Below are 26,212 nucleotides of genomic sequence, written 5' to 3' on the forward strand. Positions count from 1 at the left end.
CGCTTGCCGTTCAAAAGCATCTGGCGTTCTTTCAGCTCAAACTTACGCAAGCCGACTTTCAATCCGGTGCGCTCCACGAGAGCACCCTCGTTCAGCAGGGCAATTTCTGCTTCGTACAGGTTCGGCTGCTCGGCGCTCCACAGGGTGGGATGCTCCACCGTAAAGGTGAAGGAGACATCCTGCACGTCCTCTTCCACGTCCGGGTCGGCCTCGCCCTTGCCGAACACCACACCGCTGTCGTATTCGGCAGGTTCGCCCACCTCAGCAGACTGCTCCTCGCCATCAAACACCACCGAGATGGTGCCCGCGCCGCTGACCTTGCAATCAAAGGTGACAGTGGCACTGGAAAAGTCCGGGGCAAAATCCTGCTTCACAAAGACATCCTCGAGGTGAATTTCCGGCTTTGTGAACAGCTCCACAGAGCGGAACAAGCCGCTCATGCGCCAGAAATCCTGATCCTCCAGCCAGCTGCCGGAGGAGAAACGGTACACCTGTACCGTCAGGGTATTTTCGCCGGGGTGGACGGCGGCGGTCATGTCAAATTCAGCGGGAGTGAAGGTATCCTCGGTGTAGCCGATGTAAACGTCATTGCACCAGACGGCGGCAGCGCTGTCCGCGCCGTTCAGGCGCAGATAGCAGCTTGCCCAGCTTTCCGGCAGGGTGAAACTGCGCTGGTATTCCCCGATGGGGTTATAATCCTGCGGAATCTGACCGGGGTGCAGCTTTTCATGGCCGTCCCACGGGTACTGGGTGTTGACGTAATGGGGCGTGCCGTAGGGCTGGCCGGGCTTTTGCAGGCTCTGCATTTGGATGAAGCCGGGCACGGTCAGGGTGTCCCAGTCTGAGAAAGGCGCAGTCAGGTTTTCCGCATAGTGGAAAGCCCATTCGCCATCCAAGCTGACGGCCAGCGGCATTTCCGGGCTTGTCTGGTCTGCAAAATGAGCGTGGAAGGGCAAACGGTTCTGCTGGAAAATTTCCGGGTCGGCCAGAAGCGCCGATGTGATAGGATTATTTAAAGGCATAAATGTCACCTCGCAGCATTTTCTGCTCTCATTATAGCACAGAATATAAGAAAAACGGCCGCACAAAAACGACTGTTTTTCTATCGCAATTTTCAAAAATAGTGCCTATCAAAACGGCATATTTGCGATATGCAGTTTGCGGATGTTGCTTGTGCATTAAAAACGCAAACTGCTATAGAAAGAAGCGGCATCAGTTTGCTTCGTCAAAGACCTCGGTGTCCAGTACCGTGTGTCCCTTGGGGATGTGGTACTTCACGGCGGGCAGATGGACATTGGTGAAGTACAGGCTGGTGTTAGGGTCGCAGCCGATGACCACTGCTTCTCCCCTGCCGCGCACGGCGCAGCACAGGGTGTCGCAATGGGCTTCGGCGGTATCGTTTTCCGCGCTTTCGGCGTAGTCCGGTGTAAAATTGGGCACGGCAAAACCGCAGTCATAGGCTTCGCAGTCGAAACTGCTGTCAATTTCATGGTGGCGGCGGTGGCCGGTGGCCGTGGGAGTGATAGTGGTGGTCACCTCAATCCCGGGGAAGGGCGACCACTGCGCGGTCACAGCCCCGGCTTCAATTTCCCACGTTTTGCTCACCTTGCGCACAAACACGTTGTCGTCGATGACAAAGGCCAGCATACTGTCCGGCGCGGCCTGATTGAGCACCTCCCGGCTGCGGGAGGCGCAGAAGCCAAAGCGGGTATCGTAGGCAAATTTTGCATACTTTTCCGGGAACTGTCCGTGACCGTGGCCCTCGTTGACACCGGCGGCATAGGCCGTTACCCGCCCCGCCCGGCGCTGCACCAGCATATTGGCGTATGGCATGGGCTTGAGCCGCTCCAATGCGGGCATGGGCGCGGCTTCGGCAGACCAGAAGGGGTGGTCATCCGGCAAAGCAAGCAGCAAAAAGCTTTTCATGCCCCAGTAGGGGCTGCCGGGGGCGTTGTACCGCTCGGCCATGTACATCTGCGGGTAGCAGTAGCCGATGGTCAGGATGCCGTCCCGGTCGAACATTTTCTGCCCCAGCCACCAGTTGAAGTTGCGGACGATAAGGCCCTTCATTACCGGCAGGGGCAGCGGCTCCAGCCCTGCCCAGATGCAGGCCGCCCAGAAGCTGTTCTGGGCAAAGCGGTAGGTCAGGCTGCGGCCAAAGGGCAGGGCTGCGCCGTTGGCATCGAACCAATAGACGAACTGCTGCGCGAACAGCTGGGCGCGCTGGCGGTAGAGTGCAGCACGCCGGGGGTCGGTGTCGGCGGCAAATTTAGAGTAGAGCAGTCCGTAATACTGGATGGCCCACGGGATGTAGTAATCCTTTTGCACGGAGGCGCCATCGGTGGACCAGCCGTCGCCGCTGTAATAGCTGTCAATTTTGCAAAGGCCATCCTCCAGCAGTTCCGGGCTGTAAGGCATCCCCACGCTTTTCAGGGCAAGGTTTACAAGGATGCGGAAAAACTGCCAGTTGCAGTCCGGGATGGTGTGGGCGTTGATCTGCCCCAGCCATGCGGCAAGGTTCTGTTTTTCGGTATCAGAAAGCGGGGTCCACAGCTTTTCCGGTGCGGTGAGGATGCCGCAGGCAATAGCCGCCATCTCCACATAACACTGGTCGTATTCCCCGGTGGTGCCCCAGTATTCGGGGTTTTCCGGGTCGGTGCCGGCGGCAAGACCCTTGCGGTAGATTTTTTCAAACTCCGGGTCAGAGCCGCCGCCCACCCAGAAGGGCACCAGCGCCCACAGCGGGCGGCTGAAGGCTTCCAGCTCAATGGCATTTTGGTTGTAGGTCACACCCGTCTCGCCCAGATGCAGCCGGGCGCAGCCTGCGGAATAACAGGGCTTGAGGGGGTCGAGAAATTTGTGCATCAGTGCGGTAAAATCCGCTTTGGTCTGCAAGTTCATCACCAGTACATCTCCCAGTCTTTGGTCAGGCGGGTCAGCGCCTCCATGTAAAAATAATCGCCCCAGCTCGTACATTCATCCACGCCCTCCGGGGTGCAGGTGTTGTAGGGGCTCTTTTTGCTGTAAGTGCCGTGCAGCAGCTGGCCGGAGCCGAGGGTACCAGGCTTTACCGCATAATTTGCGGCAAGGCTGGCCAGCATCTGCCGTGCCAGTGTGCGCCACTGGGCAGCTTCTGTTTCGTCCACATACTTTGCCGCTTCCAGCAATCCACAGGCCACGATGGCAGCGGAGGAGGAATCCCGGGGTTCGCCGCTTTCCGGGGCAAAGAGCATATCCCAGCAGGGGATCATATCCTCCGGCAGGCGGGAAAGGTAAAATTCCAGCGCCTTGCGGAACACATCCAAAAACTTTTCGTCGTGGGTGTAGGTGTAGCCAATGGCGCTGCCGTACACGCCCCACGCCTGTCCCCGTGCCCAGAAGCTGTCGTCCTTATAGCCCTGACAGGTGCGTCCGCCCTTGGGGGTGCCGTCCGGGTTCATAAAGAAGGTGTGGTAGGTGCTGCCGTCCGGCCGGAAGGAGTTTGCCAGCGTGGTGGCGGTGTGGGCAGCGGCGATCTCGCGGTAGTGGTCGCTACCGGTCACCTGCGCTGCCCAGTACAGCAGCGGCACATTGAGCATGCAGTCAATGATATAGCGGTAGTTGCCGGGGTCGTCCATAGTGCCCCATGCCTGCAAGAAGCGGCCGCTGGGTTGGTAGCGGGTCAGCAGCTGGTCGGCGGCGGCAATGGCGGCGTTTTTGCCGGTTTCGCTGCCCACCAGCTTCCACGCTGCCACGCAGGTGGGGCTGTACAAAAAGCCCATATCGTGGTGGTCCACCTCCACCTTGCGGGCAATGCGGTCCGCAAAGCTGTCCACCTGAATGAGGGCGGCTGTCTTGAATTTTTCGTCCCCGGTGGCCTCGTAGGCCAGCCAGATCTCACCGGGCCAAAAGCCGCAGGTCCACTGGTTATTGGCGCAGCCGGGGTAGATATCGTTCACACTGGAATGGTTCTGGCACTGGTAGGTGTACAGGGGCAGATTGGTCTCCACCTGTTTGCAGGCATCGGCCAGTGCCTGCCGTGCCTCGGCGTCGGTCATAGCGTGGTTCTGGTAGGTTTTCATCATGATTACTCCTTAAATCCAAACGTAGGTATCTCTGACCACCGCTGGCGCAGAAAGTGCATGCCCAGCTTGGGGCGGCGATCCCGGGTGAACAGACCTTTTTTGTTGCCATCCACCCGCATGGGGCCCTGCACAGTGTCGTAGTCTGCAAAGTTCCAGACAAATTCTCCCACAAACCACGGGCGCTTGTCAAACTCTGCATCCAGACGGCGGTAGAACTCCACCTGAAACTCCTCACTGAACATCTCGGCTCCGGCGGTGTGCAGCCCTGCCACGGTGTCCGCACCGTACTCGCTCATCATCACGGGCTTGTGCTGCTCTGCCCAGAAATCCAGCTCCTGATTCAGGCCGTAGCAAGCGGCGTCCATGTCACCGGAAAGGTTGTACCAGCCGTAGTAGCGGTTGATGCAGACGATATCCATGGTGCGGGTGGTGATATCTTTCGTATAGTCGTTCTGGCAGCAGACGAGGGTGACCGGGCGGTTCTGCGGGTCCAGCTGATGCGCCAGCTCATACAGCGGGTGCCAGTAATCGTAGGCATCCTGCGGGAAGTGCTCCAGATCCGGCTCGTTGCCAAGGCTCCACAGCACCACGCAGGGGTGGTTTTTGTCCCGATGGATCATCTCAGCAAGCACCTGTCGGTGATGTTCCGCGAGGGGGTATTCCTTGTAGGGATTCACCGCAGCCCCGCCGCCGATGCCCACCGCCGGGGTCTCGTCCATGACCAGAATGCCCTCCCGGTCGCACAGGTCGTAGAATTCCTCGGCGTAGGGGTAGTGGCTGGTGCGCACGGCATTGGCATTTGCCCAGTGGATCAGGTTCACGTCCTTCACGTTCAGTACCGGGTCAAAGCCGCGTCCATGGGCGGTAAAGTCCTCGTGCTTGCAAAAGCCCTTGAAGTAAAGCGGCTTTCCGTTCAAAAGCACCTGTGTGCCCCGCACCTCAATGCTGCGCACGCCAAAGGTCTGATCGTAGACATCCGCCCCGCAGGTGATGTGCAGGGTGTACAGGTAGGGCGTGCCGGGTCTGGGCTCCCAGAGATGCACCTCCGGGATGGTGATCGTGCCTTCTGCACCTTCGGCGCTTGCAACGGCGTTGCCGTCAGCGTCCAGCACCGTGACATGGACAGGCGCGCTGCCGGTGGTTTTGACCGCGTACTGCACCGTGCCGTCCACGGCGGGCACCACGGTCACATCCTCGATATACTCTTTGGGTGTGGTGTAGAGCCACACCGGGCGGTGGATGCCCGCATAGTTGAAGAAATCAAAGTTCGGGCGGTTCTGGGGTGCGGCGGCGCGCTTGGCGGCTTCCACGCTGGGGATGCCCGCGTTGTCCGAGCCAAAGAAGGCCAGTTGTCCGTCCTCGTTGCCCACAGGCAGGGTGCTGTGGTTCACCCGGTTGTCGCAGGCTACGGTCAGCAGCGCCGTTTCGCCGGGGCGCAGCAGGGCGGTGACGTCTGCTTCAAAGGGAGTAAAGCCGCCCTTGTGCTGTGCGATAAGCTGGCCGTTCAGCCAGACGTTTGCCGTGTGGGTCACCGAGCCGAACCGCAGCACCACCCGCTGCCCGGCGCAGAAAGTGGGCAGCGTGACCTTGCGCTGATACCATGCCCAGCCGTAGTGGCGGCGCAGGGCGGTGGTCTGGTCGTTCTGGTCGTTGTAGCTGGCGGGCACGGCGATGGGCTGGGCATCCGGCAGGGGCTTTGCAGGATCGAACTGGTCTTCCACGCAGCTGCCCAGCGCAAACACCCATGTGCCGTCAAGGCTCAGCTTCAAGCGTGCTTCATTCTGTTCAGGATATAACATAACACTTTCTCTCTATTTCTGCAAAAAATGCGGGGCGCGGGTACTGCCCACGCCCCGCTTACGGGTGATTTGTTTAGCCCTTGATGCCGGTGGATGCCACGCCCTGCACAAAGTACTTTTGCAGGGAGAGGAACACGATCAGCACCGGGATCAGTGCTACCACAGAGGCCGCCATGATCAGGCCGTACTCTGCGGAATACTGGGTGATGAACATACGCAGACCGATCTGGATGGTCTTGAGTTCGGTCTTGGTCAGGTAGATCAGGGGGCCAAGGAAGTCGTTCCAGGTGTTCACGAAGGTGAAGATGGTCAGGGTAGACAGGGCGGGCAGGCTGAGCGGCAGCATGATGTGCCACCAGATGCCGTACTCGCTCAGGCCATCAATGCGGGCAGCCTCACACAGCTCGGTAGGCACGCCCTCGTAGAACTGCTTCATCAGGAACACGCCGAAGGCGCTGAAGGCCTGCAGGCACATAATGGCCAGATGGGTGTTGTTCAAATGCCACGAGCTCATCATCATGAACTGGGGCACCATGTAGGCCTGCCAAGGCACTGCAATGGTGGCAATGTAGCCGAGGAAGAGCGCGTTTTTGCCCTTGAACTGCATCTTGGCAAAGGCGTAGGCCGCAAAGGAGGAGGTGAACAGCTGCAACAGGGTGACCACCACGGTGATCTTGACCGTGTTTTTCACAAAGGTCAGCAGCGGGATCTGGGTCCAGATGTCCACATAGTTCTGCCAGCGGGGATTTTTGGGGATCCACTGGATGGGGAAGCCGAACACGTCCTTATTCAGCTTAAAGGAGGAGGACAGCATCCACAAAAAGGGCAGCAGCATACAGGCCGTGATGACGATGAGGAAGAAATAGATCAGGAACTTGGAGATGAAATTGCGGCGCTTCTGAGAAGCGTGGTCTTTAATAACAGCGGTCGTCATAGCTTCTTCCTCCTTTCTCAGTTCTCACCCTTGGAGCCGCGGAACTGGATGATGGTAACGATCAGCACCAGTACGAACAGCACCATGGCAATGGCACTTGCGTAGCCGTATTTCGGGGTATTCACGAAGGCCACATTGTAGATGTAGTACACCAGCGTCATGGTAGCAGTACCGGGACCGCCCTGGGTGATCATGTACATCTGGTCGTAGACCTTGAAGCCGGAGATGGTGAGCATGATGACCACAAAAAAGGTGGTGGGGCGCAGCTGCGGCAGGGTGATGTGCCAGAACTGCTGCCAACGGTTTGCACCGTCCAGCTCGGCGGCCTCGTTGAGGTCCGGGTTGCAGCCCTGCAGGCCTGCCAGATAAATGACCATGTAGTAGCCCATGTTCTTCCACACGCTGAACAGGATGACCGTGATCATGGCGGTGTCCTTACCGGCAGCCCAGCGGGGCAGGTTTTCCACTGCCACGCCGAAGAACTGGTTCAGGATCATGTTGATGGGACCCATGGAGGGGTTGAAGATCATGTTCCACACCGCTGCCACCGCCACCAGCGAGGCAACGTAGGGGAAGAATGCCACGGTGCGGAAGAAGTTGCGCAGCTTCACGTTCTGGTTCAGCAGTACGGCCATCGCCAGCGAGCAGGCCAGCGTCAGCGGTACGGTACCGATGACATAGACGATGGTGTTTTTCAGCGCCGCCTGAAAGATCTTATCGGTGGTGAAGAGCTTTACAAAGTTCTTCAGGCCAATGAACTCGATGGCGTGGCGGCCATCCCATGCGCAGAAGGCCAGCGCAATGGCAAACACCATGGGCACCAGCGTAAACACGCAGAAGCCAATGAAGTTTGGCGCAATAAAGGAATACGCGATGAGAGAATCGCGGGTCGATTTTTTAAGCACTTTACGGGGAGTTTTATTCTGGACAGCAGCACTCGCCATAAAAGAGCCTCCTTTCCCGGAAGTATAACAGGATTCCAAAAAATGAGCGGGGCGGGCGCTGTGCATACCCGCCCCGCTCGGACAGGGCTTTTTTCCAACGTACATTCATTGGAAAAACGAATGGGGAATGAAAATGATGAAGAAGGAGAAACGCAAAGCAATGTGGGAAACGCTTTTTAGCCGAGAACTGCGGGAACCTGATCGTTCATGTTCTGGATGCCCTCGTCCACGGTCTCACTCATGGTCATAATGGCATCGTGCTCGGCGTTCAGGATGGTCTCGATATCCGATGCGTACTGGGTGTAGGGCATTTCCAGATAGACATTGCTGGTGGTCAGTGCATCCACAGAATTGCTGTCCTCGGGGAAGCCCTCGGTGGACTTGATGATCTCGGCGGTAGCAGCGGAGCCGCAGGCCGGGAAGGTGCCGGTCTTGGCAATGGCCTGTGCGCCCTCTTCGGAGACACACCAGTTGATGAAGTCGGCAGCGGCCTCTGCCTTGGGAGAATCGGCGTTGATGGCCAGACTGGTCACAGTGCCCAGCGTAGAACCAGCCTCTGCACCGGCGGGGTGCGGGTACTTGACGATGCCCCAGTTGAACTTGGTCTCGGCATCCTTCATGTAAGCTTCCAGCGTGGAAATGAACCAGCTGCCCATGTTGACCATTGCGCACTGCTGGTTCTCAAAGGCTGCGGAGTAGTGCAGAGAAGAGGTCTTGAGGTAGCCGTAGTCCATGCAGATGCCGTCCTTCTGCTGGGCAATGACCATATCGTAGGTGGGCTTCATGAAGTCGTATTTGCCGTCGATGATGGTGTTCTTGCCGTCCAGAATGGAGAACAGAGAAGCGGCAGAGCGCCAGGTGTGGTAGTGGCAGCCATAGACCTTAGTGTCGCCGGAGCCGCTGGTCATCTTGCGGGCCAGAGCGTCGTAATCTTCCATCGTCAGGTCATTGGAGGGATACTCCACACCGGCAGCATCAAACAGATCCTTGTTGTAGTACAGCACCCAGAAGTCGCTGCGGAAAGGCACGGCGTAGAAGTTGCCGTCATCGGTGGTCAGCTGCTCGATGGTGCCGTTGAAATCGCCGGTATCGCGGGTCAGCACCTCGTTCAGGGGCTTGAGGTAGTCCAGATTGATCAGGTTTGCGTAGCCGGGGATATCCTTGACGGTCACGACATCCAGATCGGCGCTGCCGGCCAGCTGGGTAGCCAGAACGGTCATGTAATCGCTGGAGCCCAGATCCACCATCTCGATGGTCACGTCCTTGTGGCTTGCCATGTAGCCGTCGGCCATGGCCTGCCAGTAGGGGGTGGACTCCTTATCCCACACCGACCACTGCAGGGTAACAGGGCCTGCGGCTGCGGATGCAGCGGTGGAACCGGCAGTGGAGGAAGCAGCGGTGGAGCTTGCGGAAGAGCCGCCGCAGGCGCTCAGGGCAGCAGCTGCGCCGCAGGCAGCGGCAGCGGTAAGGAACGAACGACGAGAGATCTTTTTCATAAGTGTGTCCTCCTTCAGGGCAGTGTGTTTGTTCTGTGCAGCGGTCTCCCCCGTGCCGGGGAGCCGCTCGCTTTTGTTGACACTAGGATACCGCACAAACGCAAAAACCGGAATGGAAAAATTCCGGGAAGAGTTGCAGTTTTTCTGTATCTTTTAAAAAAAGATGCACTTTCTTACACTGGAGTCTGCACTTTCTTGTTCTCTTGCACAGTTTACATCCATGGCACAAGAAAAAAGCGTATAAAGTACACAATTTTCATGAAAAAAGTCGTTGACAAACCGCGCCGGAATCAGTACTGTATAAAGGAAAGAATGCAAAATATTACCGGAAAGGAGGCACCGTTATGAAGAGCAGCCATCGTTTCCCGCTGCGGCGGCAGATCGTGTGGGGAATGCGCTTTTTTACCTTTCTTACCTCGCTGGCCGTGGGCGCGGCGCTGTTCATCCTCTCCAACCAATATGTGCGCGCCAACTCCCTGCAGGCGGCAGAGTTCAACCTGCGGCTGGTGGCCACCTCCATCGAGACCAGTCTGGACAGCGCCGATGCTCTTTTGAACTGGGCTTCCATCGACAGCACCGTGCGGCGGTACATCACGCAGGAAAATATCAATGGCACCCAGACCATTGCCGCCTACGAAGCCGTGCAGGAAAAATACTATTCCAGCACCCTGTACAGCCATATCCTCCGCTTCTTTATTACCAATGAGAACGACCGGCATTTGCAGTTCGGCACGCTGAACTCCTCGGCGGCGCTCAACCGCACCAGCATAAATCAGTTTCTCACCAAGGGGTACGGGATGCAGTTCACCACCGACCCGCTGCTGCCCGGCAGTCCGGGCTGCATCGCCCTCAGCCAGCCTGTCCGCTGCGGCAAGGGCACCTTGCACCGGGGCAGCACCTACCTTGCGCTGGATACTGCCATTATCACCGACCCGGCAGCAGGTTACAGCCTGACCGACGGCAGCGCGTTGTACTGGGAGATGGGCAGCCGCCTGTGGCAGATCGAAAACGGCAGCCTGACCGAGATTGAGAATCCGCTGCGGGAGGTGGACTATACCCTGCGCACCGGCAGCAATAACGGCGTGACAGAGCAGACCGCATGGCAGGGAAAGGTGCAGCTGGACGGCCAGAAGTATTATGTAGTCAAGGTAACACTGAACGGCCGCAGCGCGGCGCTGGTACAGCTTTTGCCCGCAAATACCTTTTTGCTGCACTACGGCGTGTACCTGTGGCTGGTCGCCCTTGGCACTGCCATCATCTGGGGACTGAGCTTTTTGATGCAGCATTGGCTGGAGCAGGTCATCACCCGCCCGGTGGAGGCGCTGCAAAAGCGCATCGAGACCGTGGGCAGCGGCAACTTTGCCCCCGACCGCACGGTGGAGTGGAACAACGAGCTGGGCGACATCGGCCGGGGCATCAACCAGCTGGCTGAAAACGTGGACAGCCTGATGACCCGCCGGGTGGAGGACGAGCGCCGCAAGCAGGAACTGGAATACCGGATGCTGCAAAACGAGGTGAACCCGCACTTTATCTACAACACCCTCAACAGCATCCGCTGGATGGCCACCATCCAGCACGCACCCGGCATTGCCGAAATGGTCACCGCCTTTGCGCGGCTGACCAAGAGCATCTCCAAAGGCACCCAGAAGCTGGTGCCTTTGCAGGAGGAGCTGGCATTGCTCAACGATTACTTTACCATCCAGCAGTACCGCTACGGCGGCGACCTGGAGATTGAGGTCTCCCGCATTGAAAGCGAGACCCTTTGCCGGGACTGCATGATTCCCCGGTTCACCTTGCAGCCGCTGGTGGAAAACGCCATCTTCCACGGGCTGGAACCCAAGGGCGGCCACGGCAGCGTGCTGCTGGATATCTCCACCGACCCGGATACCGGGGACGTATTGCTGCGCATTACCGATGACGGCGTGGGCATGCCGCCGGAGCAGGTAGCTCACCTTCTGGACGAGCCCGCCGAGGGTGCCGAAAAGGCTGAAAAGTTCCGTCATGTCGGCCTGTGGAACGTGAACCGCCGCATCCGGTATTCCTTTGGCGAGGGCTACGGCCTGACCATTGAAAGCGAAGAGGACGTGGGCACCGAGGTCACCATCCGGCTGCCCTATCAACAGAAAGGAGACAGCCATGCTGCGGATATTACTGGTGGATGATGAGCCGCTGGTGCTCATCGGCCTGCAGGGGATGCTGGAATGGGAAAAGCTGGGCTATACCGTCTGCGGCACCGCCCGCAACGGCAAGCTGGCGCTGGAACTCATTGAGCGGGAGAAGCCGGATATCGTCATTGCCGACGTAAAAATGCCGGTGATGGACGGGCTTACCCTTGCCCGCACCTGCCGGGAACGCAGCGCCCTGCCCGCCTTTATCATGCTGACCAGCTTTGAAGAATTTGATTACATCAAGCAGGCCATGGGTGCCGGGGTGGTGGATTATCTGGTCAAGCTGGACCTGACCCCCGAGAACCTGCAAACCGCCCTTGCCAAGGCCGCCGAAAAGGTAAAAAAGGAGCGTGCTTTGCTGGGCGAATTGTCGGCACAGGAAAATCTTGCCGAGAGTGTGCGCAGCTATCAGGAGCGTTTTTTCGTGCGGTTGTACGCCGGGCTGTTCCCGGACGAAGCCGCATTGGAGCAGCCTTTGCAGCACATGGAGCTGAACCTTGCAAGCGACGCCTACCTTGTAGCCAGCTGCGAGATCATCGCCAACACCGCCCTTACCCCCGCCCAGCAGCTGAAGCTGAGTTTTTCCTGCGGGCGGATGCTGGAGACCACCCTGCAAAACTACCTGCCCTGCTATGTGACCGGGGCGGATGCCATGCGCTGCAATGTGCTGTTCTGCCTGACCGATGCCCAGTGCCAGAACTACCGGACGGTGCTGCGCCCGCTGCTGGAACGCGCCAGCCAAATTCTATACAACTATTTCACGGTACGGCTGCTCTGGGCGGTAGGCCGCCCCACCGGCTCCCTGCTGGGGCTGGCGCGCCGCTGCCGGGAAAACGCCCACCTGCAGCCCCTGCTCACGGTGGAGCAGCCCATCCAGTTCGTGGAGGTCAACGAGGGCGATGCCACCGCCGGGAAGATGCAGGTGGTGGCACAGGTGCAGGAGTATATTAAGAATCACCTTTCGGAAAAACTGACGCTGGCCGATGTGGCGGCTGTGTTCAATTTTTCGCCCAACTACCTCAGCCAGCTGTTCGGCAAATACGGCGACAGCGGCTTTGTGGAGTACATCACCGAGACCCGCATCGCTGCGGCGAAAGAGATGCTGGAACAGGGCGACTTGAAAGTATACGAGATCGCTGAGAAACTGGGGTATGAGAGCGCTTTCTATTTTTCCAAGGTGTTCAAAAAGGTCACGGGGCTCAGCCCGCGGGAATACCAGCAAAGTATTTAAAATCGGAGGCTTTTATGATACAGGAACAGCTTGCCCATCTGCCGGAATTTCTTCCCGATTACCGGCCCTTCCCCCCTGCCAAAGAGCGCACCGCATGGCAGGGGCTGCCCCTGCGGGCAAAGCAGCGCTTTTTGCAGGCGGGGGAAGCCGCGCTGCAAACGCCCATTGCGTCCCTGCCGCTCTCGCTCTGGCTGGATTTCACCCACACTGGGCGGCGCACGCCATGGGAGACGGCTTACTTCTCCCGCCGGGCGCGGCTGTGCGCGCTGGTAAGTGCCGAGTGTGTGGAGCACGAAGGGCGCTTTCTGGGCGCCATTGCCGATACCGTATGGGCAATCTGTGAGGAAAGCGCATGGCAGCTGCCCGCCCACAACAGCTACATCCGGGACACCCCGCAGCTGCCCCTGCCGGACACCACCCGCCCCATCGTAGATTTATTTGCCGCCGAGACCGGCGCGCTTCTGGCGCTGACCCGGTATTTACTGCCCGATGAGCTGGACGCCGCTGCGCCGGGCATCACGGCGCGGATGGAGCGGGAGCTGGACGCCCGCATCCTGACGCCCTATTTTACAAGCCACTTCTGGTGGATGGGCAACGGCGAAGAGCCTATGTGCAATTGGACGAGCTGGTGCACCCAGAATGTGCTGCTCACGGTCTTTCTGCTGCCCACCACGCAGCAGCAGCGGCAGGCTGCCGTCAAACAGGCAGCATACAGTCTTGACTGCTTTTTAAAGGACTACGGTGCGGACGGCTGCTGCAACGAGGGTGCGCAGTATTACCGCCACGCCGGGCTGACCCTGTGGGGCTGCCTTGAAATTTTGTCCAGCATTGTGCCGGAGGCTTTCTCTCCCCTGTTCCATGAACCTAAGATCAAAAATATCGCGGAGTACATCTGCAATGTCCATGTGGAAGGGCCTTACTACCTGAACTTTGGCGATTGCAGCCCCCTTGCCGGGCGGTGCGGTGCGCGGGAATACCGCTTTGGGCAGGCTGTGGGCAGCGATGCTTTGCAGGCCCTTGCGGCGGCAGACTTCCGTGCCGATGCCGACCCCGACCATTTGCAGAACCCGGACGGCAGCACCCACATCAACCTGTGGTACCGGCTGACCACCGCCTTTGCCGAGCAGGAACTGATGGAATACGCCGCAGTTCCCCAGCATCGTTCTGCAGTATGGTACCCCAGTGTAGGCATTTATGCCGCACGGCAGGGCAGCTGGGTGCTGGGTGCAAAGTTTGGCTCCAACGGCGACAGCCACAACCACAACGATACCGGCAGCATTACCGTGTACAAGGACGGAAGACCGTTTCTCATCGATATCGGAGTGGAGAGCTACACCAAAAAGACCTTCAGCCCTCAGCGGTATGAGATCTGGACGATGCAGAGCGCATGGCACAACCTGCCCACCTTTGACGGCGTGCAGCAGCTGCCCGGCGCGGAATACGCTGCCCGGGAGGTGTGCACCGAGGAAAATAGCATCACCGGCGAACTGGCGGGCGCGTACCCGCCCATCCCGGGGCTTACCACCTACCGCCGCAGCGTATCTGTCAGCGAACAGGGCATCACCCTGCGGGACGAAACAGACTATCCCGGCACAGTAGACCTGACCCTGCTCACCGAGCAGCAACCCGTCCCCACTGCGGACGGCTTTGCGGTGGGCACACTGGGCGGCATCCGCTTTGACCCGGACGCCGCAACGGCTGCTGTTACGGCGGTGCCTATCACCGACCCGCGCCTGCGCACCGCATGGCCGGAAACGATCTATAAGATCACCCTGCATTTCCAAAAAATGCTGAAGCTCGAACTGTACTAAGGAGAACTGCCATGGAAACCATCAAGCTGAAAATTCTGGACGAAGCCGGCCACACCCTGATGACCTGTGACGCTGACACCGCCGTATCCCTTGTTTACACCAACTGCTACAAGCCCGGCGACCGGGTGGCGCTGGAGATCGACCATCCCGGGCAGTACTGCGTCATCCAGTTCGAGGACACCATGCCCGAAGCCCTTGTGTATGTGGTCAAGCGGGAGATCAACTTCCACATTCCCTTCGGGGAGCAGGCCATCACCTACTCGCCCAAGAGCTTTGCGGGCAGCCGTCACGTTATCCGGGCACGGCTGGCACTGCCGGAAGAGATTGCCGCCCGGCGGAATCTGGCCTTCAACTGCTATGACGAGCATGGCGACACCGGTTTTTATCCCCACGCCAGCGCCAACGTAGAAACGCGCGGCGAGGCGGTGTTTGCCGCCCGCAACGCCATCGACGGCATTTTTGAGAACAGCGCCCACGGCGAGTATCCCTACCAGAGCTGGGGCATCAACCGCGACCCGAACGCAGCCCTGACGCTGGATTTTGGCCGGGAAGTACTGCTGGATGAGCTGCGCATCACCGAGCGGGCAGATTTCCCCCACGACAACTACTGGGTAAAGGCCACGGTGGAATTTTCTGATGGCAGCCAGCTGGACATCCCGCTGGTGAAAAGCGCCAAACCCCAGAGCGTGGCCTTTGAGCCCAAGCGGGTGCGCAGCCTTGTGCTGAAGGATCTGATTCAGGCCGAGGGGACTTCCCCCTTCCCGGCGCTGACCCAAATCGAAGCCTTTGGCACCGAGGTGAAGTAAAATGAGCATCTACAATGCCCTTTATGGGCGGGACGGCCACGGCGTAGGCCCAAACGAGCCGGAGAAAAAAGGCTTTGCACGCTTTTGCCAGATGGTCGGCCGCGACCTCGGCCAGCTGCTGGGCACGAACCTGATGGTCTGCGTGCTCTGCCTGCCTGCCGCACTGGGGGTCTCGCTGGGCGTGACCCTGCTCTCCCTGCCGCTGACGGTGGTGTGCAGTGCGGTCACCGGTCTGCTGACCGGCCCTGCCATGGTGCTGCTGGCAGACTGCGCTCTGCGCAGCTTGCAGAACGACCCCTCCCAGTGGCTGCCCCGGGCAAAGCAGACCCTAGCCGCCCATTGGAAAGCCGCCTGCGGCTTTGGCTGCATTGGCACGCTGGTGCTGGGGCTGCTGTGCTTTGTATCGGCCTTTGTGTTTGAAGCCGCCGCGCAGCAGGGGTATTACCCCGGGCTTGCCATTCTCGTTTTTCTGGCGCTGGATTTTCTGGTGCTGGCGGTTCTGGCTACGCTTTGCGCTGCCGTTCTGCCGCTGCAACTGCCCGCCCCGGACAGCTTGCTGCGCCGGGCGGGCAGGCTGCTGGCTGTCGCCCCGGCGCGCTGCGTCCTGGCAGGCGTTCTCATGCTGGCGGGCATCGGCGGCATGATCTTGCTGTTCCCGGTCAGCGTGTTCTGGGCGGTGCTGTTCGGCTTCTGGCTGCCGGGGCTGGCAGCGATGCAGACCCTGTTCCCGGTTTTGCGGCAGGAATACGGCGTAGAGGTGCGCAGCATCCCGCGCCCGGCAGCGCCGGATAAGCCCCTGACCGCACAGGAGCAGAAAAAGCGCTCCCGCGCCAACTGGTGGTATTACAACTGGGGCATCGTGGCGGTGGCGGCAATGGTCATTGTGGGCGTAGCGTATGTGGCGCACGGCCTGCTGACTACCGTAGACCCGGACTACACCGTGGCGGTAGTCACGGCGGAGGCCCTGCCGGACGAGGCCGTGCAGCGCCTGCAGACTGCGCTGGCAGACTATGCGGAGGACGCCAACGGCGACGGGACTGTGGTGGTGCAGGTGAACAACTACACATGGAGCGCCGATGCCGCCCTGACCGACATGAACGGTCAGATGGCCGGTGCCACCCAGATGAACACCGACCTTGCCAACGGCGAGAGCAAAATCTGGATCTTGGATGACCCGGAGGGCTTCGAACAGGCCTATGGGGCACTGAGCGAAAAGCTGGGCGCGGAATGGCAGACAAAGCTTATCCCGTGGCGCAGCCAGCCCGCCCTTTCCGGGCTGGAACTGGGCAGCTACAACACTGCCGCCGATGGCAGCCAGACTGTTGATATCCAGAGCCGCTTTGCCGGGTACAGCGTGGCAGTGTTTGATGCTTCAGATGCGTTGTGGCAGGCGCTCAATTCGTAAACAGAAACGACCGTCCGTTCTCTTTTTGTTTATGTGGTATTCTATACACAGAAAAATAGACGGAGGCATACCGCCATGAATCCCCATACCACGCTGAATCTTGCCAAGATTGCTCTGTGCGCGGTGGAAACCGTACTGAGGAATACTTCGCCCGATGCAGAGGACTATCCCCCAGCCAGTTGAATAAAATAACAACGCTGCAAGTGCTTATCGTCAGGCTGTTACAGATGCAGCAGCATAAAACGGACATCTCTTCAATAAAAAAGTCAAGTAGACTTCAATTTGAGCCAAATAGTAAGACTTCTTATGCTTTACCGTCATAAATTTTTCAAAATCATCTTGACGCACCTTGCGAAACATGATATTCTCTGTCACAAATCTCACTGATTTTGTGGATTGGTTTGAAACCATCCACAAGATGTGGTCGTGTTCATTTTGAACACAGCCACAGAAAGTGGTTGGTTATCACCGTGAGACCCACCACTTCAGTGAGGGAAAGTCCACGAAAGAATTTACCGCCCCGCAACACACCCGATCTATTTTGCCGCCGATTCACCCGACAAAATCCATCGCTGCGCTGCATGGGCGGTATTTTTCTTTTTCACAAATAAAATCTTATGTAGTTGTTCAATCTTCCAAAATTTGTTTTTTGTTGTTGACTGTACAACTGTAAAGTGTTATTCTTGCGCTTGAAAGAAGTAGGACGTAGTGTCCGCACTGCGCCCGGCTTTCTTCATACTGTACCTTGAATCCTTCATAAGCCGTCTGAACGTGATACTGTGCCATGACCTCACACTTTCCGTGGGCGAGCCGGACAACGCCGCTGCAAAACAGGGGTAGGAACTTTGTTCGGAGCAAACGGTGATCAACATACACGAGCAGCGGAAATCTCTACTTGTTTTTGCGCCTTAACAATTCGGAAACATTTGTTGATGAAGCGTTTTGAGCGCAGCGGTAGAGGGCAAGAACCGTCCCGTGGCCACAAATTTTCAATTCTTGAAAATGTTGTGCTCCGCTGGGACTTCACTTCTGCAATGCGTCTGCATTTCCGAAGTGATCTTGTTGGGGCGTGCCTGCCCCAAACCCTGCTCATCATTCGTGCCTTACGGCACGAATGGAACGGCGTGTCGTGCTTTACATAACTTCACCGAGGAGTTATCGAACAGACAGGAGGTACAATGACCAAAACGAATGTTCAACTGATTCCTAGCAATTCCCAGCACCACGACACGCCGAACAACAAAACGCACGTCATCAAGTTCCGTGTGACAGCGGAGGAAAAAGCGTCACTGGAACTCACTTGCAAACTCCTGAATCTCTCCCTCTCCACCTTCATCCGCCGCGCCATCCACAACGTCAAGATCGAGAAAACGGTCATCGTTGCCGACGGTGGAGAAGAAACCCTGACCGCTGTTTCCACTTTGCTTGCTCAGTGCAGCAAAGTGGGCACCAACCTCAACCAACTTGCAAGGCACTTCAACTTCGGCGGTGCAAACACCGAGCAGATCCGAGCGAAAATTCTTGACGAACTTGCAGACCTGACCGCATTCCGGCTGCACGCCGAGAAAGTTCTGGGTGAACTGTATGGCAACGCTCAAGCATATCAGCTCTAAGAACTCGGACTACACCGCCATCGAAGCGTACCTCGTTTACCAGCATGATGCGTTCACTGGAAAGCAACTTCTGGATGAACAGGGCAAGCCGAAGCTGCGGGATTCGTACCTGCTCGACACCCTTGAGTGCGGCGATTTCTCGTTTGCAACGGCCTGTCTGCTGGCAAACCGCAAGTATGGCAAGAACACCCAGCATGGTGATATCAAAAGTCACCAGTATATCATCAGCTTTGACCCCAGAGATGCAGCCGACAATGGGCTGACCATGGAAAAGGCACAGGCACTTGGCCTGAAATTCTGCGAAGAAAACTTTCCCGGTCATCCCGCCATCGTCTGCACTCACCCGGATGGGCACAACCATTCAGGAAATATCCACGTCCACATCGTGATCGGCAGCATCCGAACACGAGAAGTGGAGCGCAAACCCTATATGCAGAAGCCCCGCGACTGGCGCGAGGGCATGAAGCACTCCAGCACCGCCCAGACCATGCGGCACCTCCGTGTCGAGGTCATGGAGCTGTGCGAGGGTGCCGGACTGTACCAGATCGACCTGCTCAACGGCTCGAAAGAGCGTGTCAGCGAAGCTGAGTATTGGGCGCGCAGGCGCGGCCAGTTGAAACTTGACCGTGAAAACGCAGCCCTCACCGCAGCTGGACAGCAGCCCAAGCAGAAGAAGTTTGAAACCGTAAAAGATACCCTGCGGAAACAGATTTCTTCGGTGCTGTACCGTGCCACCAGCTTTGAAGATTTCTCTGACAAGCTCATGCAGCAGTACGGCATCGCCGTCAAGGAAAGCCGTGGACAACTCAGCTATCTGCCCTCTGGCAGAACAAGGTTCATCCGGGCGAAACATCTCGGGGACAAGTTCGATAAGGCGGCAGTGCTTGTCACGTTGCAAGCAAACGCCGAACGCAAACCCAAGGCGCAGTTCAAGCAGGATACCATCGGGAAACTGGTGGATATTCAGGCGAAGCTGAAACAGGGCAAGGGCATCGGCTACGAGCGTTGGGCGAAAAAACACAACCTCAAAGCCATGGCACAGACCTTGATTCTCCTAGAAGAAAAGGGCTTGACTGACGAGGACGCACTCGACCAGAGAATCGCAGAGCTTGACACCAAGTTCCATGAATCACTGACCGTAGTGAAAGACCTCGAAGGTCGCATGAAAGCCAACAAAGAGCTGCGCTATCACGTCGCAGCCTACACCAGCACCAAGAGCGTTGCACAGCAGTTAAAAGCTGCAAAACGACCCGCAGCCTTTGAAGAACAGCACCGTGCAGAGCTGACAGCGTACCGGGCGGCAGCAGCCTATTTCAAGGCAAACAACATCACAAAGCTGCCCAGCCCGAAAAAGCTGGAAGCCGAGTATGCGCAGCTGGCATCCGAAAAGGCAAAGTTCTACGAGCAGTACAAGGAAGCTAAAGAGGAACTGCTCAAACTGAAAACCGCAAAGCAGAATGTTGCGTCCTTTTTCCGGGAGGAAGAACTGGCGCAGCAGGAGAGATAAAGGAGTGTGCGTATGATCAATCTGAAAATTGACCCGGAGTTCCAGTCTCAGATTCCCCCTCTGACCGATGATGAATTTAAGCAGCTTGAAGAAAATATCCTCAAGGAAGGCAAGCTACTCTCTCCTTTGATTGTTTGGAACAACACCCTTGTTGACGGCCACAACCGTTATGCCATTCTCCAGAAGCATCCTGAGATTTATTTTTCCACTATGCCGCTCCGATTTGAGAACCGCGAAGAAGCCATTGCGTGGATTTGCCGGAATCAGTTGGGACGGCGAAACCTGAGCCCCGAACAGAAACGCTATCTGCTTGGGAAACAGTATGAAGCTGAAAAGAAAGCTGCAAAAATCTTTCGGGGTAATCAGTACACTTTAGCAAAGAAAAGTGGTGGTGATCACGGTGATAACCACCACTCTGGAAAGAAAACCTGTGACCGGATCGCAGAGGAAAATGGTGTCAGCCGTGCCTCCGTTCTCCGCGCCAGCCACTATACACGAGGCATCGACATCGCAGACAACCTCTCTCCCGGCATCAAGCAGAAAGTCTTTTCCGGCGAAGTGAAGTTTACCAACGAAGAAATGTCCAAACTCGTGCAGGCAAGTGCCGAGCATCGTTCAGATGTCCTTGCTCAAATCCTGCATCCAGAGGCATTGGAAGTGTTGGAATCTGCCAGCGCAGAATTTGAACCTGAAAAAGCAGAACCCGTTCCCATGCCCACACCACAAACAGAAGAATTCCGGTGCTATCATGTACCGGACGAGTTTATGAAGGTTTACAAATCCTTGAGCCGTGCGACCGAAATGATGAAAAACTCATGGAAGAAAACGCTCAAAAACAATCCCAGCTATTTCACTGACCCGGAAAAGCAAAAGGTTCTCCGCTTCGCAATGCAGAGGCCTGCTAACTACCTGACTGAAATCGAAACCTATCTGGAAAAGGCTCTTGCAGAAGCCCTTGAAGAAGAAAAGACCGCATAACAGCAGACACCTGTAAGCCATCAACGAGCCCCCAGCCGCAAGTGCAGGGCGGAAAGCATCCGCGCCCTTGCGCCTGATAAAAAATGGAACTTTGATTTTCTTGCCCGGCTTTGCTGCGGTGGGACGATCAAAGGAGCGTGCGTTTGAACAAAAAGAAAAAGTCCACAAACACTTCCCCTTACCCCGATGAAGTCATCGACCGTCTGGCACGGGCATTCTACCCGGCCATCCTTGCCTGCTGGAACAGCGAGGAAGGCCAAAGAGAATTTGCCGCATGGCAGGCAGAGCAGGCTCATCACACCACCAGCAAAGAAAAACAGAGCGTTCCCGACGGGGAACGCCCTGCTGTACATATCGCTGTTGTCTGTGGCTTTTGGCAGGGTGCGTCCGGGTGGGCGCACCCTGTTTTTTGTTTTACACTTAATCTTCTAACCCATGGCTCCCGATCACATTCTTCAAATATTCCTCTGGGTCACCATTCAGGATCAAATCGGCATAGCCCAGTGGGTCATTGTAAATAAGGTAATCCAGCTCCGTCTGCTGCGCCATGGTCACGTCCAATTCATCCTCGACCCCAGTGCAGTCAATGGAGAGCATTCTCCCATCCCGGAGCAGCAGTTCCACGCAGCCGGTATCCATGTTGAATTTGCAAGCTCTTTCATCGTACTTCATGTTTGTGTCCTTTCCGCCTTACGGCACTCTTACAGTGGTCTGTCGTGCTTTCTTATGATAAGGTCTAGGACGTTTTTCGATGGAAGCAAGGGATTCGTTCTGTTTTCCAAAGAATACAAAAAATCCGAACCCTTCTCCTATTGGAAAAAAGTTCGGATTTTGTTGTTGTGGTGCGGATAAGAGGACTTGAACCTCCACCGAGTTGCCCCGATTAGAACCTGAATCTAACGCGTCTGCCAATTCCGCCATATCCGCATATTCTGTTTTTGTTCGTGGCCGTTCGGCTCGGAACGATAGTTATTATACCACAGAAAACCGCAAAGTCAAGCATTTTTTCAAAAAAGTTTTTGCAATCTTTCCTGTATATTTTATCTCACGTCCCTGCGCACAAAAAGCAGACATCCGCTCCGGTGATGCCTGTTGCCGGGGTGGATGCCTGCCCTCTCACGCCGTTTTCTTTTGCAGTTTTTTCCGAATTTTCTCACACGCCCCAGAACAGCCAGAGGCTCCCCGCCCCCACAAGGACGGCCGCCAACGTGAAGGGCACGCCGATGCGCAGAAAGTCGCTGGTGCGGACGCACTCGCCGTTTTTGCGGAGGATGCCGATGGCCGCAATGTTGGCCGACGCGCCGATGGGGGTCAGGTTGCCGCCCAGCGTCGCGCCGGTGAGCAGGCCAAAATAGAACAGCTCCGGCTCGATGCCTGCGCCGCCGTTCATGAGAGCGGCGACCCCCTGCACCACCGGCAGCATGGCCGCCACATAGGGGATGTTGTCGATGAAAGCCGACAGCCCCACCGACGCCGCCACCAGCAGGAGATAGAGCCGCAGGGGCTCGTCTCCGGCGGCGGAGTGGAACATCCGGGCCGCCGCGTCGATGACGCCCGCCTTGCTCACTCCTTCCAGTAGGATGAAGAGGCTGAACAGGAGCAGCAGGGTGTCGTAGTCCAGTGCCCGGGCCGTCTCGCCCAGCGGAGTCAGCGAGCGGCTGCGCCAGCAGGCCCGGGCCACCCCGAAGAGGCAGAGCCCCATACAGACAAGGCCGCTGCGGAGGGTGTAGAGCAGATGCAGCACGCCGCCGGACGGCTCAGGCAGGAAGGACGCCGCGATGAGCAGCCCCACCGTCAGCAGGAGCAGAGCCGTGGGCACATCGTCCTCCACCTTTGTTTCCACCTCCACATGGACGGGCTGGCGCTGGTCGCGGAAGAGCCAGAACAGCACCCCCAGCGAGGCCAGCGCCCCCAGTTCCACGCTCCAGAAGATGCCGGGCCGGCCCTCCATCCAGAAGAAGTCGAAGAAGTTCATCCCCGCAAAGCCGCCCAGCAGGATGCTCGTGGTGTCCCCCACCAGCGTGGCTGCGCCCTGCAAATTGGAGGACACCGCGATGGCGATGAGCACCGGCACCGGCGAGATGCGCAGCCGCCGGGCGATGGCAAGCCCCACCGGGGCCACCATCAGGACGGTGGCCACATTGTCCACGAACGCGCTGATGAACCCCGCCAGCAGGGCCAGCACCGACACGGCCCACCGGACATCCGGCACATGGGCGATCAGCTCCTCGGCCAGCCGGGCGGGCATTTTGCTCTGGATAAAAAGAAAGACCGTGCCCATCATCCCTGCCATCATCAGCAGAACATTGAAGTCCACGGCCCGGGCGGCGTCCGCCAGCGTGAAATCGTACACGCCCAGCTTCCCCAGCAGCAGGAACGTCCCCGCGCCGCCCAGCGCGACCCAAGGACGGTACTGCTGCACCGCCAGCATCAAAATATAAAACAGGACGAACAGGATCAGCGCCAGTGTCATTTTGTCTCCTCCGCAGACTCCAGCGGCTTGGCGTCTTCCTCAATCATCCGATAGCCCACGCCCAGCTCGTTGAGGATGTAGGTATTGCTGCCCGGGCGGCTGCCCAGCTTTTTGCGGATATTGGCCATATTCACCTGCAGCTTCTTGGTGCTGCTGGCGTCCGTGTCGCCCCAGATGGCCCGGACGATGGCCGCATAGGTCATCACACGCCCGGCGTGTTCGGACAGGAAGGCCACGATGTTGTATTCCGTCTGGGTCAGGCGCACCTCCTGCCCGTCCACAAACACCTTGCGGCGCTCGTAGTTGATGGTGAGGCCCTGCGCGCTGAACACTCCGCCGGGCAGACTGCCGCCGCCATAGCGGTTCACCCGCAGCGCAGCCCGCACCCGGGCCAGCAGCTCACCGGTGCCGAAGGGCTTGGTGATGTAGTCGTTGGCGCCGAGGTCAAGGGCCTCGATCTTATCCCGCTCGGTGGTGCGGGCCGACAGCACGATGATGGGGGTCAGATACTTCTGACGGATGGAGCGGATGGCATCCAGACCATCCCGGTCGGGCAGGCCAAGGTCAAGGATGACGAGGTCGGGGTTGTAGGAGATGAACATGGTCATGCCCATCATGCAGGTCTGGGCCACCAGCGCCTGATAGCCGTTGGTCTCCAGCAGGGTCTGGATGAAGCTGCAGATGTTCGCCTCATCCTCGATGATAAGTACCTTGAATTTATTATTGCTCATCCTCTGTTTCCTCCGTATCCACTTCTTCCGTTTCCAGCCAGAACCGGATGGTCGTGCCCTCACCGGGCGTGCTCTCGGCTTTGATCTCGCCGCCATGGGCCTTGATGATGGCCGCACACACCGACAGCCCGATGCCCATGCCGTGCTTGCCGCTCGACGAGGTATCCTGCGCCAGCGTCGTGCCGCTGAAGAGCCTCTTCAGCTGTTCTTTCGGGATGCCGCAGCCGTTGTCGATGACCTCGAACACCGCCCGCCGCCCCAGCGTGAACACCCGCAGCGTCAGGTTGGTCATCCCCTCTGCGTGGAGCACGGCATTTTCCAGCAGATTGGTCAGCACCTGCTGGATGAGCATGGAATCCATCGGGATGACGATGAAGTCATCCGGCAGCTTCACCTCCACCGGCACACCGGGGTGGAGCTTCTGGAACCGCACCAGTACGGTATCCACCAGCTCTTCCAGCACCGTGGGGGTCTTCTGGATGGCGACGCCGTCGGCGTCGATGCGGGTGACGGAGAGCAGATTCTCCACCATCCGGTTGAGCCACTGGGCGTCAGCGCAGGCCTCGGAGAGGAGCTTGACCTTCTGCTCCCGGCCCAGCGAATCGTAGTTGTCGATGACGGTCGAGCAGGCCCCGTAGATGGACGTCAGCGGGGTGCGCAGGTCGTGGGAGACTGCCCGCAGGAGGTTGGCCCGCATCTTTTCGGTCTCGCTCTCCATCCGCAGCTGCTCCTGCTTTTTGATGCGGGTGGTGAGGGTGCTGGTCATGAAGGACACCACCAGCATCACCACGCCCGAAAAGATGTTCTCCGGGATGGTGAAGTTGAAGGCAAAATAGGGCGTGCGAAACGCAAAGTTGACCGCCAGCACGCTGGTGATGGAGGCTGCAACGCCCCACCAGTAGCCGTCGGTGTACATCGAGACGAAGAACACCGCCAGCAGGAACACCATCGAGGCCACGCCGTCGATGCGTCCGCTGATGAACTGGATGAGCGTCATGCAGGCGAATGCACCGATGAGCGCCGCCAGAAACACCCAAATATCCCGCTTGCGGAGCGTCTGCTTCATCGTTGTCCCCTCCCGATCTATATTCGGTCTTACCATAAAATTATACCACAAATATATTAAAGATACAGCAAAGGGTGGCTGCTTTCTGCCCCCGGAATTGACAAACTCCGGGCCGGGGTACATAATAAAGTCATCCGCTGCAGAAAAGGAGTAGAACGTATATGCTGTATTTTGAAAATGATTACTGCGAGGGCGCGCATCCGGCCATCCTCCAGAAGCTGACCGAGACCAACTTCGAGAAGGTGTCCGGCTACGGCACCGACCCCTACTGTGCCAGCGCAAAGGAGAAGATCCGCGCCGCCTGCGCCTGCCCCGAGGCAGATGTGTCCTTCATCTCGGGCGGCACCCAGACCAACGCCATCGTCATTGCCTCCCTGCTCCACCGCTGGGAGGGCGTGCTCGCCGCCGCCACCGGCCATGTGGCCGGGCATGAGGCCGGTGCCATTGAGTTCACCGGCCACAAGGTCATCGGCCTGCCCCAGAAGAACGGCAAGCTGGACGCCGCCGATGTAGAGGACTTCTGCAAGACCTTCTACGCCGACGCGAACCACGACCACATGGTCTTCCCCGGCATGGTCTACATCTCTCACCCCTCCGAGTACGGCACGCTGTACACGAAGGCCGAGCTGGAAGCCCTGTCCGCCGTCTGCCATGCCTACCATATGCCCCTCTTCGTGGACGGCGCACGTCTGGGCTACGCACTGGCCAGCGAGGGCACCGATGTGACGCTGGCCGACCTCGCCAAGCTGACCGATGTGTTCTACATCGGCGGCACCAAGGTGGGCGCACTCTGCGGCGAGGCCGTGGTCTTCCCCCACGGCGCACCGGCCCACTTCATGACGATGGTAAAGCAGCAGGGCGCTCTGCTGGCCAAGGGCCGCCTCATGGGCATCCAGTTCGACGTCCTCTTTACCGACGACCTCTACACCCGCATCAGCCGCAACGCCATCGAGACGGCCAATGCCCTCAAGAAGGGCCTCACCGCAAAGGGCTACCGCTTCTTCATGGACTCCCCCACCAACCAGATCTTCGTCGTGCTGGAAAACGCACAGCTGGCCGCGCTGGAGGGCAAGGCCAAGTTCGGCTTCTGGGAGAAGTTCGACGACAGCCACACCGTCGTCCGCATCGCCACCAGCTGGGCCACCCGGATGGAAGAAGTCGAGAAGCTTATCGCTCTGATGTAAGG

General features: G+C 58.1%; 21 protein-coding genes and 1 tRNA gene. 9 read left to right on the forward strand and 13 right to left on the reverse strand.

Annotation, left to right across the window (positions count from 1 at the left end; genetic code table 11):
- The 7 genes from LKD23_RS04225 to LKD23_RS04255 all read right to left on the reverse strand — a co-directional run.
- On the reverse strand, positions 1 to 1,022 hold a 1,022-nt coding region (locus LKD23_RS04225; RefSeq protein ID WP_349138517.1), incomplete at its 3' end, for a sugar-binding domain-containing protein.
- Positions 1,023 to 1,212: 190 nt separating this feature from the next.
- Positions 1,213 to 2,901: a DUF2264 domain-containing protein gene (locus tag LKD23_RS04230; RefSeq protein ID WP_227620557.1), complete on the reverse strand. Its 1,689-nt coding sequence runs from the start codon at positions 2,899 to 2,901 to the stop codon at positions 1,213 to 1,215.
- Positions 2,901 to 4,064 (reverse strand): glycoside hydrolase family 88 protein, encoded by a 1,164-nt coding sequence (locus LKD23_RS04235; protein ID WP_158401021.1) that lies wholly within the window; start codon positions 4,062 to 4,064, stop codon positions 2,901 to 2,903. The genes LKD23_RS04230 and LKD23_RS04235 overlap by 1 nt, the downstream gene beginning before the upstream one ends.
- Before the next feature lie 2 nt (positions 4,065 to 4,066).
- Positions 4,067 to 5,863, reverse strand: a complete 1,797-nt coding sequence (gene uidA / locus LKD23_RS04240; protein ID WP_227620558.1) for a beta-glucuronidase — start codon at positions 5,861 to 5,863, stop codon at positions 4,067 to 4,069.
- 73 nt (positions 5,864 to 5,936) lie between these two features.
- A complete protein-coding gene (locus LKD23_RS04245; RefSeq protein WP_227620559.1) occupies positions 5,937 to 6,797 on the reverse strand; it encodes a carbohydrate ABC transporter permease in 861 nt (286 codons plus the stop codon).
- Positions 6,798 to 6,814: 17 nt separating this feature from the next.
- Positions 6,815 to 7,741: a carbohydrate ABC transporter permease gene (locus LKD23_RS04250; protein ID WP_227620560.1), complete on the reverse strand. Its 927-nt coding sequence runs from the start codon at positions 7,739 to 7,741 to the stop codon at positions 6,815 to 6,817.
- Between the two features lie 176 nt (positions 7,742 to 7,917).
- On the reverse strand, positions 7,918 to 9,237 hold the full coding sequence (locus LKD23_RS04255; protein WP_227620561.1) for an ABC transporter substrate-binding protein: 1,320 nt from the start codon (positions 9,235 to 9,237) through the stop codon (positions 7,918 to 7,920).
- Between the two features lie 344 nt (positions 9,238 to 9,581).
- On the opposite strand from LKD23_RS04255, the gene LKD23_RS04260 reads away from it, so the two are divergent.
- Genes LKD23_RS04260 through LKD23_RS04280 form a run of 5 tightly spaced genes read left to right on the forward strand, consistent with a single transcriptional unit; the run spans position 9,582 to position 16,658 of the window.
- A complete protein-coding gene (locus tag LKD23_RS04260) occupies positions 9,582 to 11,399 on the forward strand; it encodes a sensor histidine kinase (protein WP_227620562.1) in 1,818 nt (605 codons plus the stop codon).
- Entirely contained in the window at positions 11,374 to 12,636 is a 1,263-nt protein-coding gene (locus LKD23_RS04265) for a response regulator transcription factor (protein ID WP_097840119.1), read from the forward strand. Before LKD23_RS04260 ends, LKD23_RS04265 begins: the two co-directional genes overlap by 26 nt.
- 14 nt (positions 12,637 to 12,650) lie before the next feature.
- Positions 12,651 to 14,447, forward strand: coding sequence for a heparinase II/III domain-containing protein (locus LKD23_RS04270; protein ID WP_227620563.1), 1,797 nt, complete (start codon positions 12,651 to 12,653; stop codon positions 14,445 to 14,447).
- Positions 14,448 to 14,458: 11 nt separating this feature from the next.
- Positions 14,459 to 15,253, forward strand: coding sequence for a hypothetical protein (locus LKD23_RS04275; RefSeq protein ID WP_015565850.1), 795 nt, complete (start codon positions 14,459 to 14,461; stop codon positions 15,251 to 15,253).
- Position 15,254: 1 nt separating this feature from the next.
- Complete coding sequence (locus tag LKD23_RS04280) at positions 15,255 to 16,658, forward strand: hypothetical protein (protein ID WP_015565849.1); 1,404 nt, start codon at positions 15,255 to 15,257, stop codon at positions 16,656 to 16,658.
- 213 nt (positions 16,659 to 16,871) lie between these two features.
- Here LKD23_RS04280 and LKD23_RS04285 read toward each other — a convergent pair whose 3' ends face one another.
- Positions 16,872 to 17,069, reverse strand: coding sequence for a hypothetical protein (locus tag LKD23_RS04285; protein WP_227620564.1), 198 nt, complete (start codon positions 17,067 to 17,069; stop codon positions 16,872 to 16,874).
- Between the two features lie 767 nt (positions 17,070 to 17,836).
- Here LKD23_RS04285 and LKD23_RS04290 point away from each other — a divergent pair.
- The 3 genes from LKD23_RS04290 to LKD23_RS04300 are packed head-to-tail and all read left to right on the forward strand — an operon-like array spanning position 17,837 to position 20,756.
- Entirely contained in the window at positions 17,837 to 18,271 is a 435-nt protein-coding gene (locus LKD23_RS04290; RefSeq protein ID WP_227620565.1) for a plasmid mobilization protein, read from the forward strand.
- Positions 18,243 to 19,778: a relaxase/mobilization nuclease domain-containing protein gene (locus LKD23_RS04295; RefSeq protein WP_227620566.1), complete on the forward strand. Its 1,536-nt coding sequence runs from the start codon at positions 18,243 to 18,245 to the stop codon at positions 19,776 to 19,778. The genes LKD23_RS04290 and LKD23_RS04295 overlap by 29 nt, the downstream gene beginning before the upstream one ends.
- A 12-nt stretch (positions 19,779 to 19,790) precedes the next feature.
- Complete coding sequence (locus LKD23_RS04300) at positions 19,791 to 20,756, forward strand: ParB N-terminal domain-containing protein (RefSeq protein WP_227620567.1); 966 nt, start codon at positions 19,791 to 19,793, stop codon at positions 20,754 to 20,756.
- 420 nt (positions 20,757 to 21,176) lie between these two features.
- Here LKD23_RS04300 and LKD23_RS04305 read toward each other — a convergent pair whose 3' ends face one another.
- From LKD23_RS04305 to LKD23_RS04325, 5 genes are all read right to left on the reverse strand, one after another.
- Entirely contained in the window at positions 21,177 to 21,428 is a 252-nt protein-coding gene (locus LKD23_RS04305; protein ID WP_227620568.1) for a DUF6061 family protein, read from the reverse strand.
- A gap of 168 nt (positions 21,429 to 21,596) precedes the next feature.
- Positions 21,597 to 21,683: transfer RNA gene (locus LKD23_RS04310), tRNA-Leu, on the reverse strand.
- Between the two features lie 226 nt (positions 21,684 to 21,909).
- Positions 21,910 to 23,229, reverse strand: a complete 1,320-nt coding sequence (locus LKD23_RS04315) for an ArsB/NhaD family transporter (protein ID WP_227620569.1) — start codon at positions 23,227 to 23,229, stop codon at positions 21,910 to 21,912.
- On the reverse strand, positions 23,226 to 23,960 hold the full coding sequence (locus tag LKD23_RS04320; RefSeq protein WP_227620570.1) for a response regulator transcription factor: 735 nt from the start codon (positions 23,958 to 23,960) through the stop codon (positions 23,226 to 23,228). Before LKD23_RS04320 ends, LKD23_RS04315 begins: the two co-directional genes overlap by 4 nt.
- A complete protein-coding gene (locus LKD23_RS04325) occupies positions 23,950 to 25,026 on the reverse strand; it encodes a sensor histidine kinase (protein ID WP_227620571.1) in 1,077 nt (358 codons plus the stop codon). The genes LKD23_RS04320 and LKD23_RS04325 overlap by 11 nt, the downstream gene beginning before the upstream one ends.
- Before the next feature lie 161 nt (positions 25,027 to 25,187).
- Here LKD23_RS04325 and LKD23_RS04330 point away from each other — a divergent pair, with 161 nt between their 5' ends.
- On the forward strand, positions 25,188 to 26,210 hold the full coding sequence (locus LKD23_RS04330; RefSeq protein ID WP_227620572.1) for a threonine aldolase family protein: 1,023 nt from the start codon (positions 25,188 to 25,190) through the stop codon (positions 26,208 to 26,210).
- Positions 26,211 to 26,212 lie beyond the last annotated feature (2 nt).

Source organism: Faecalibacterium butyricigenerans (assembly GCF_020687345.1).
GTDB lineage: Bacteria > Bacillota > Clostridia > Oscillospirales > Ruminococcaceae > Faecalibacterium > Faecalibacterium butyricigenerans.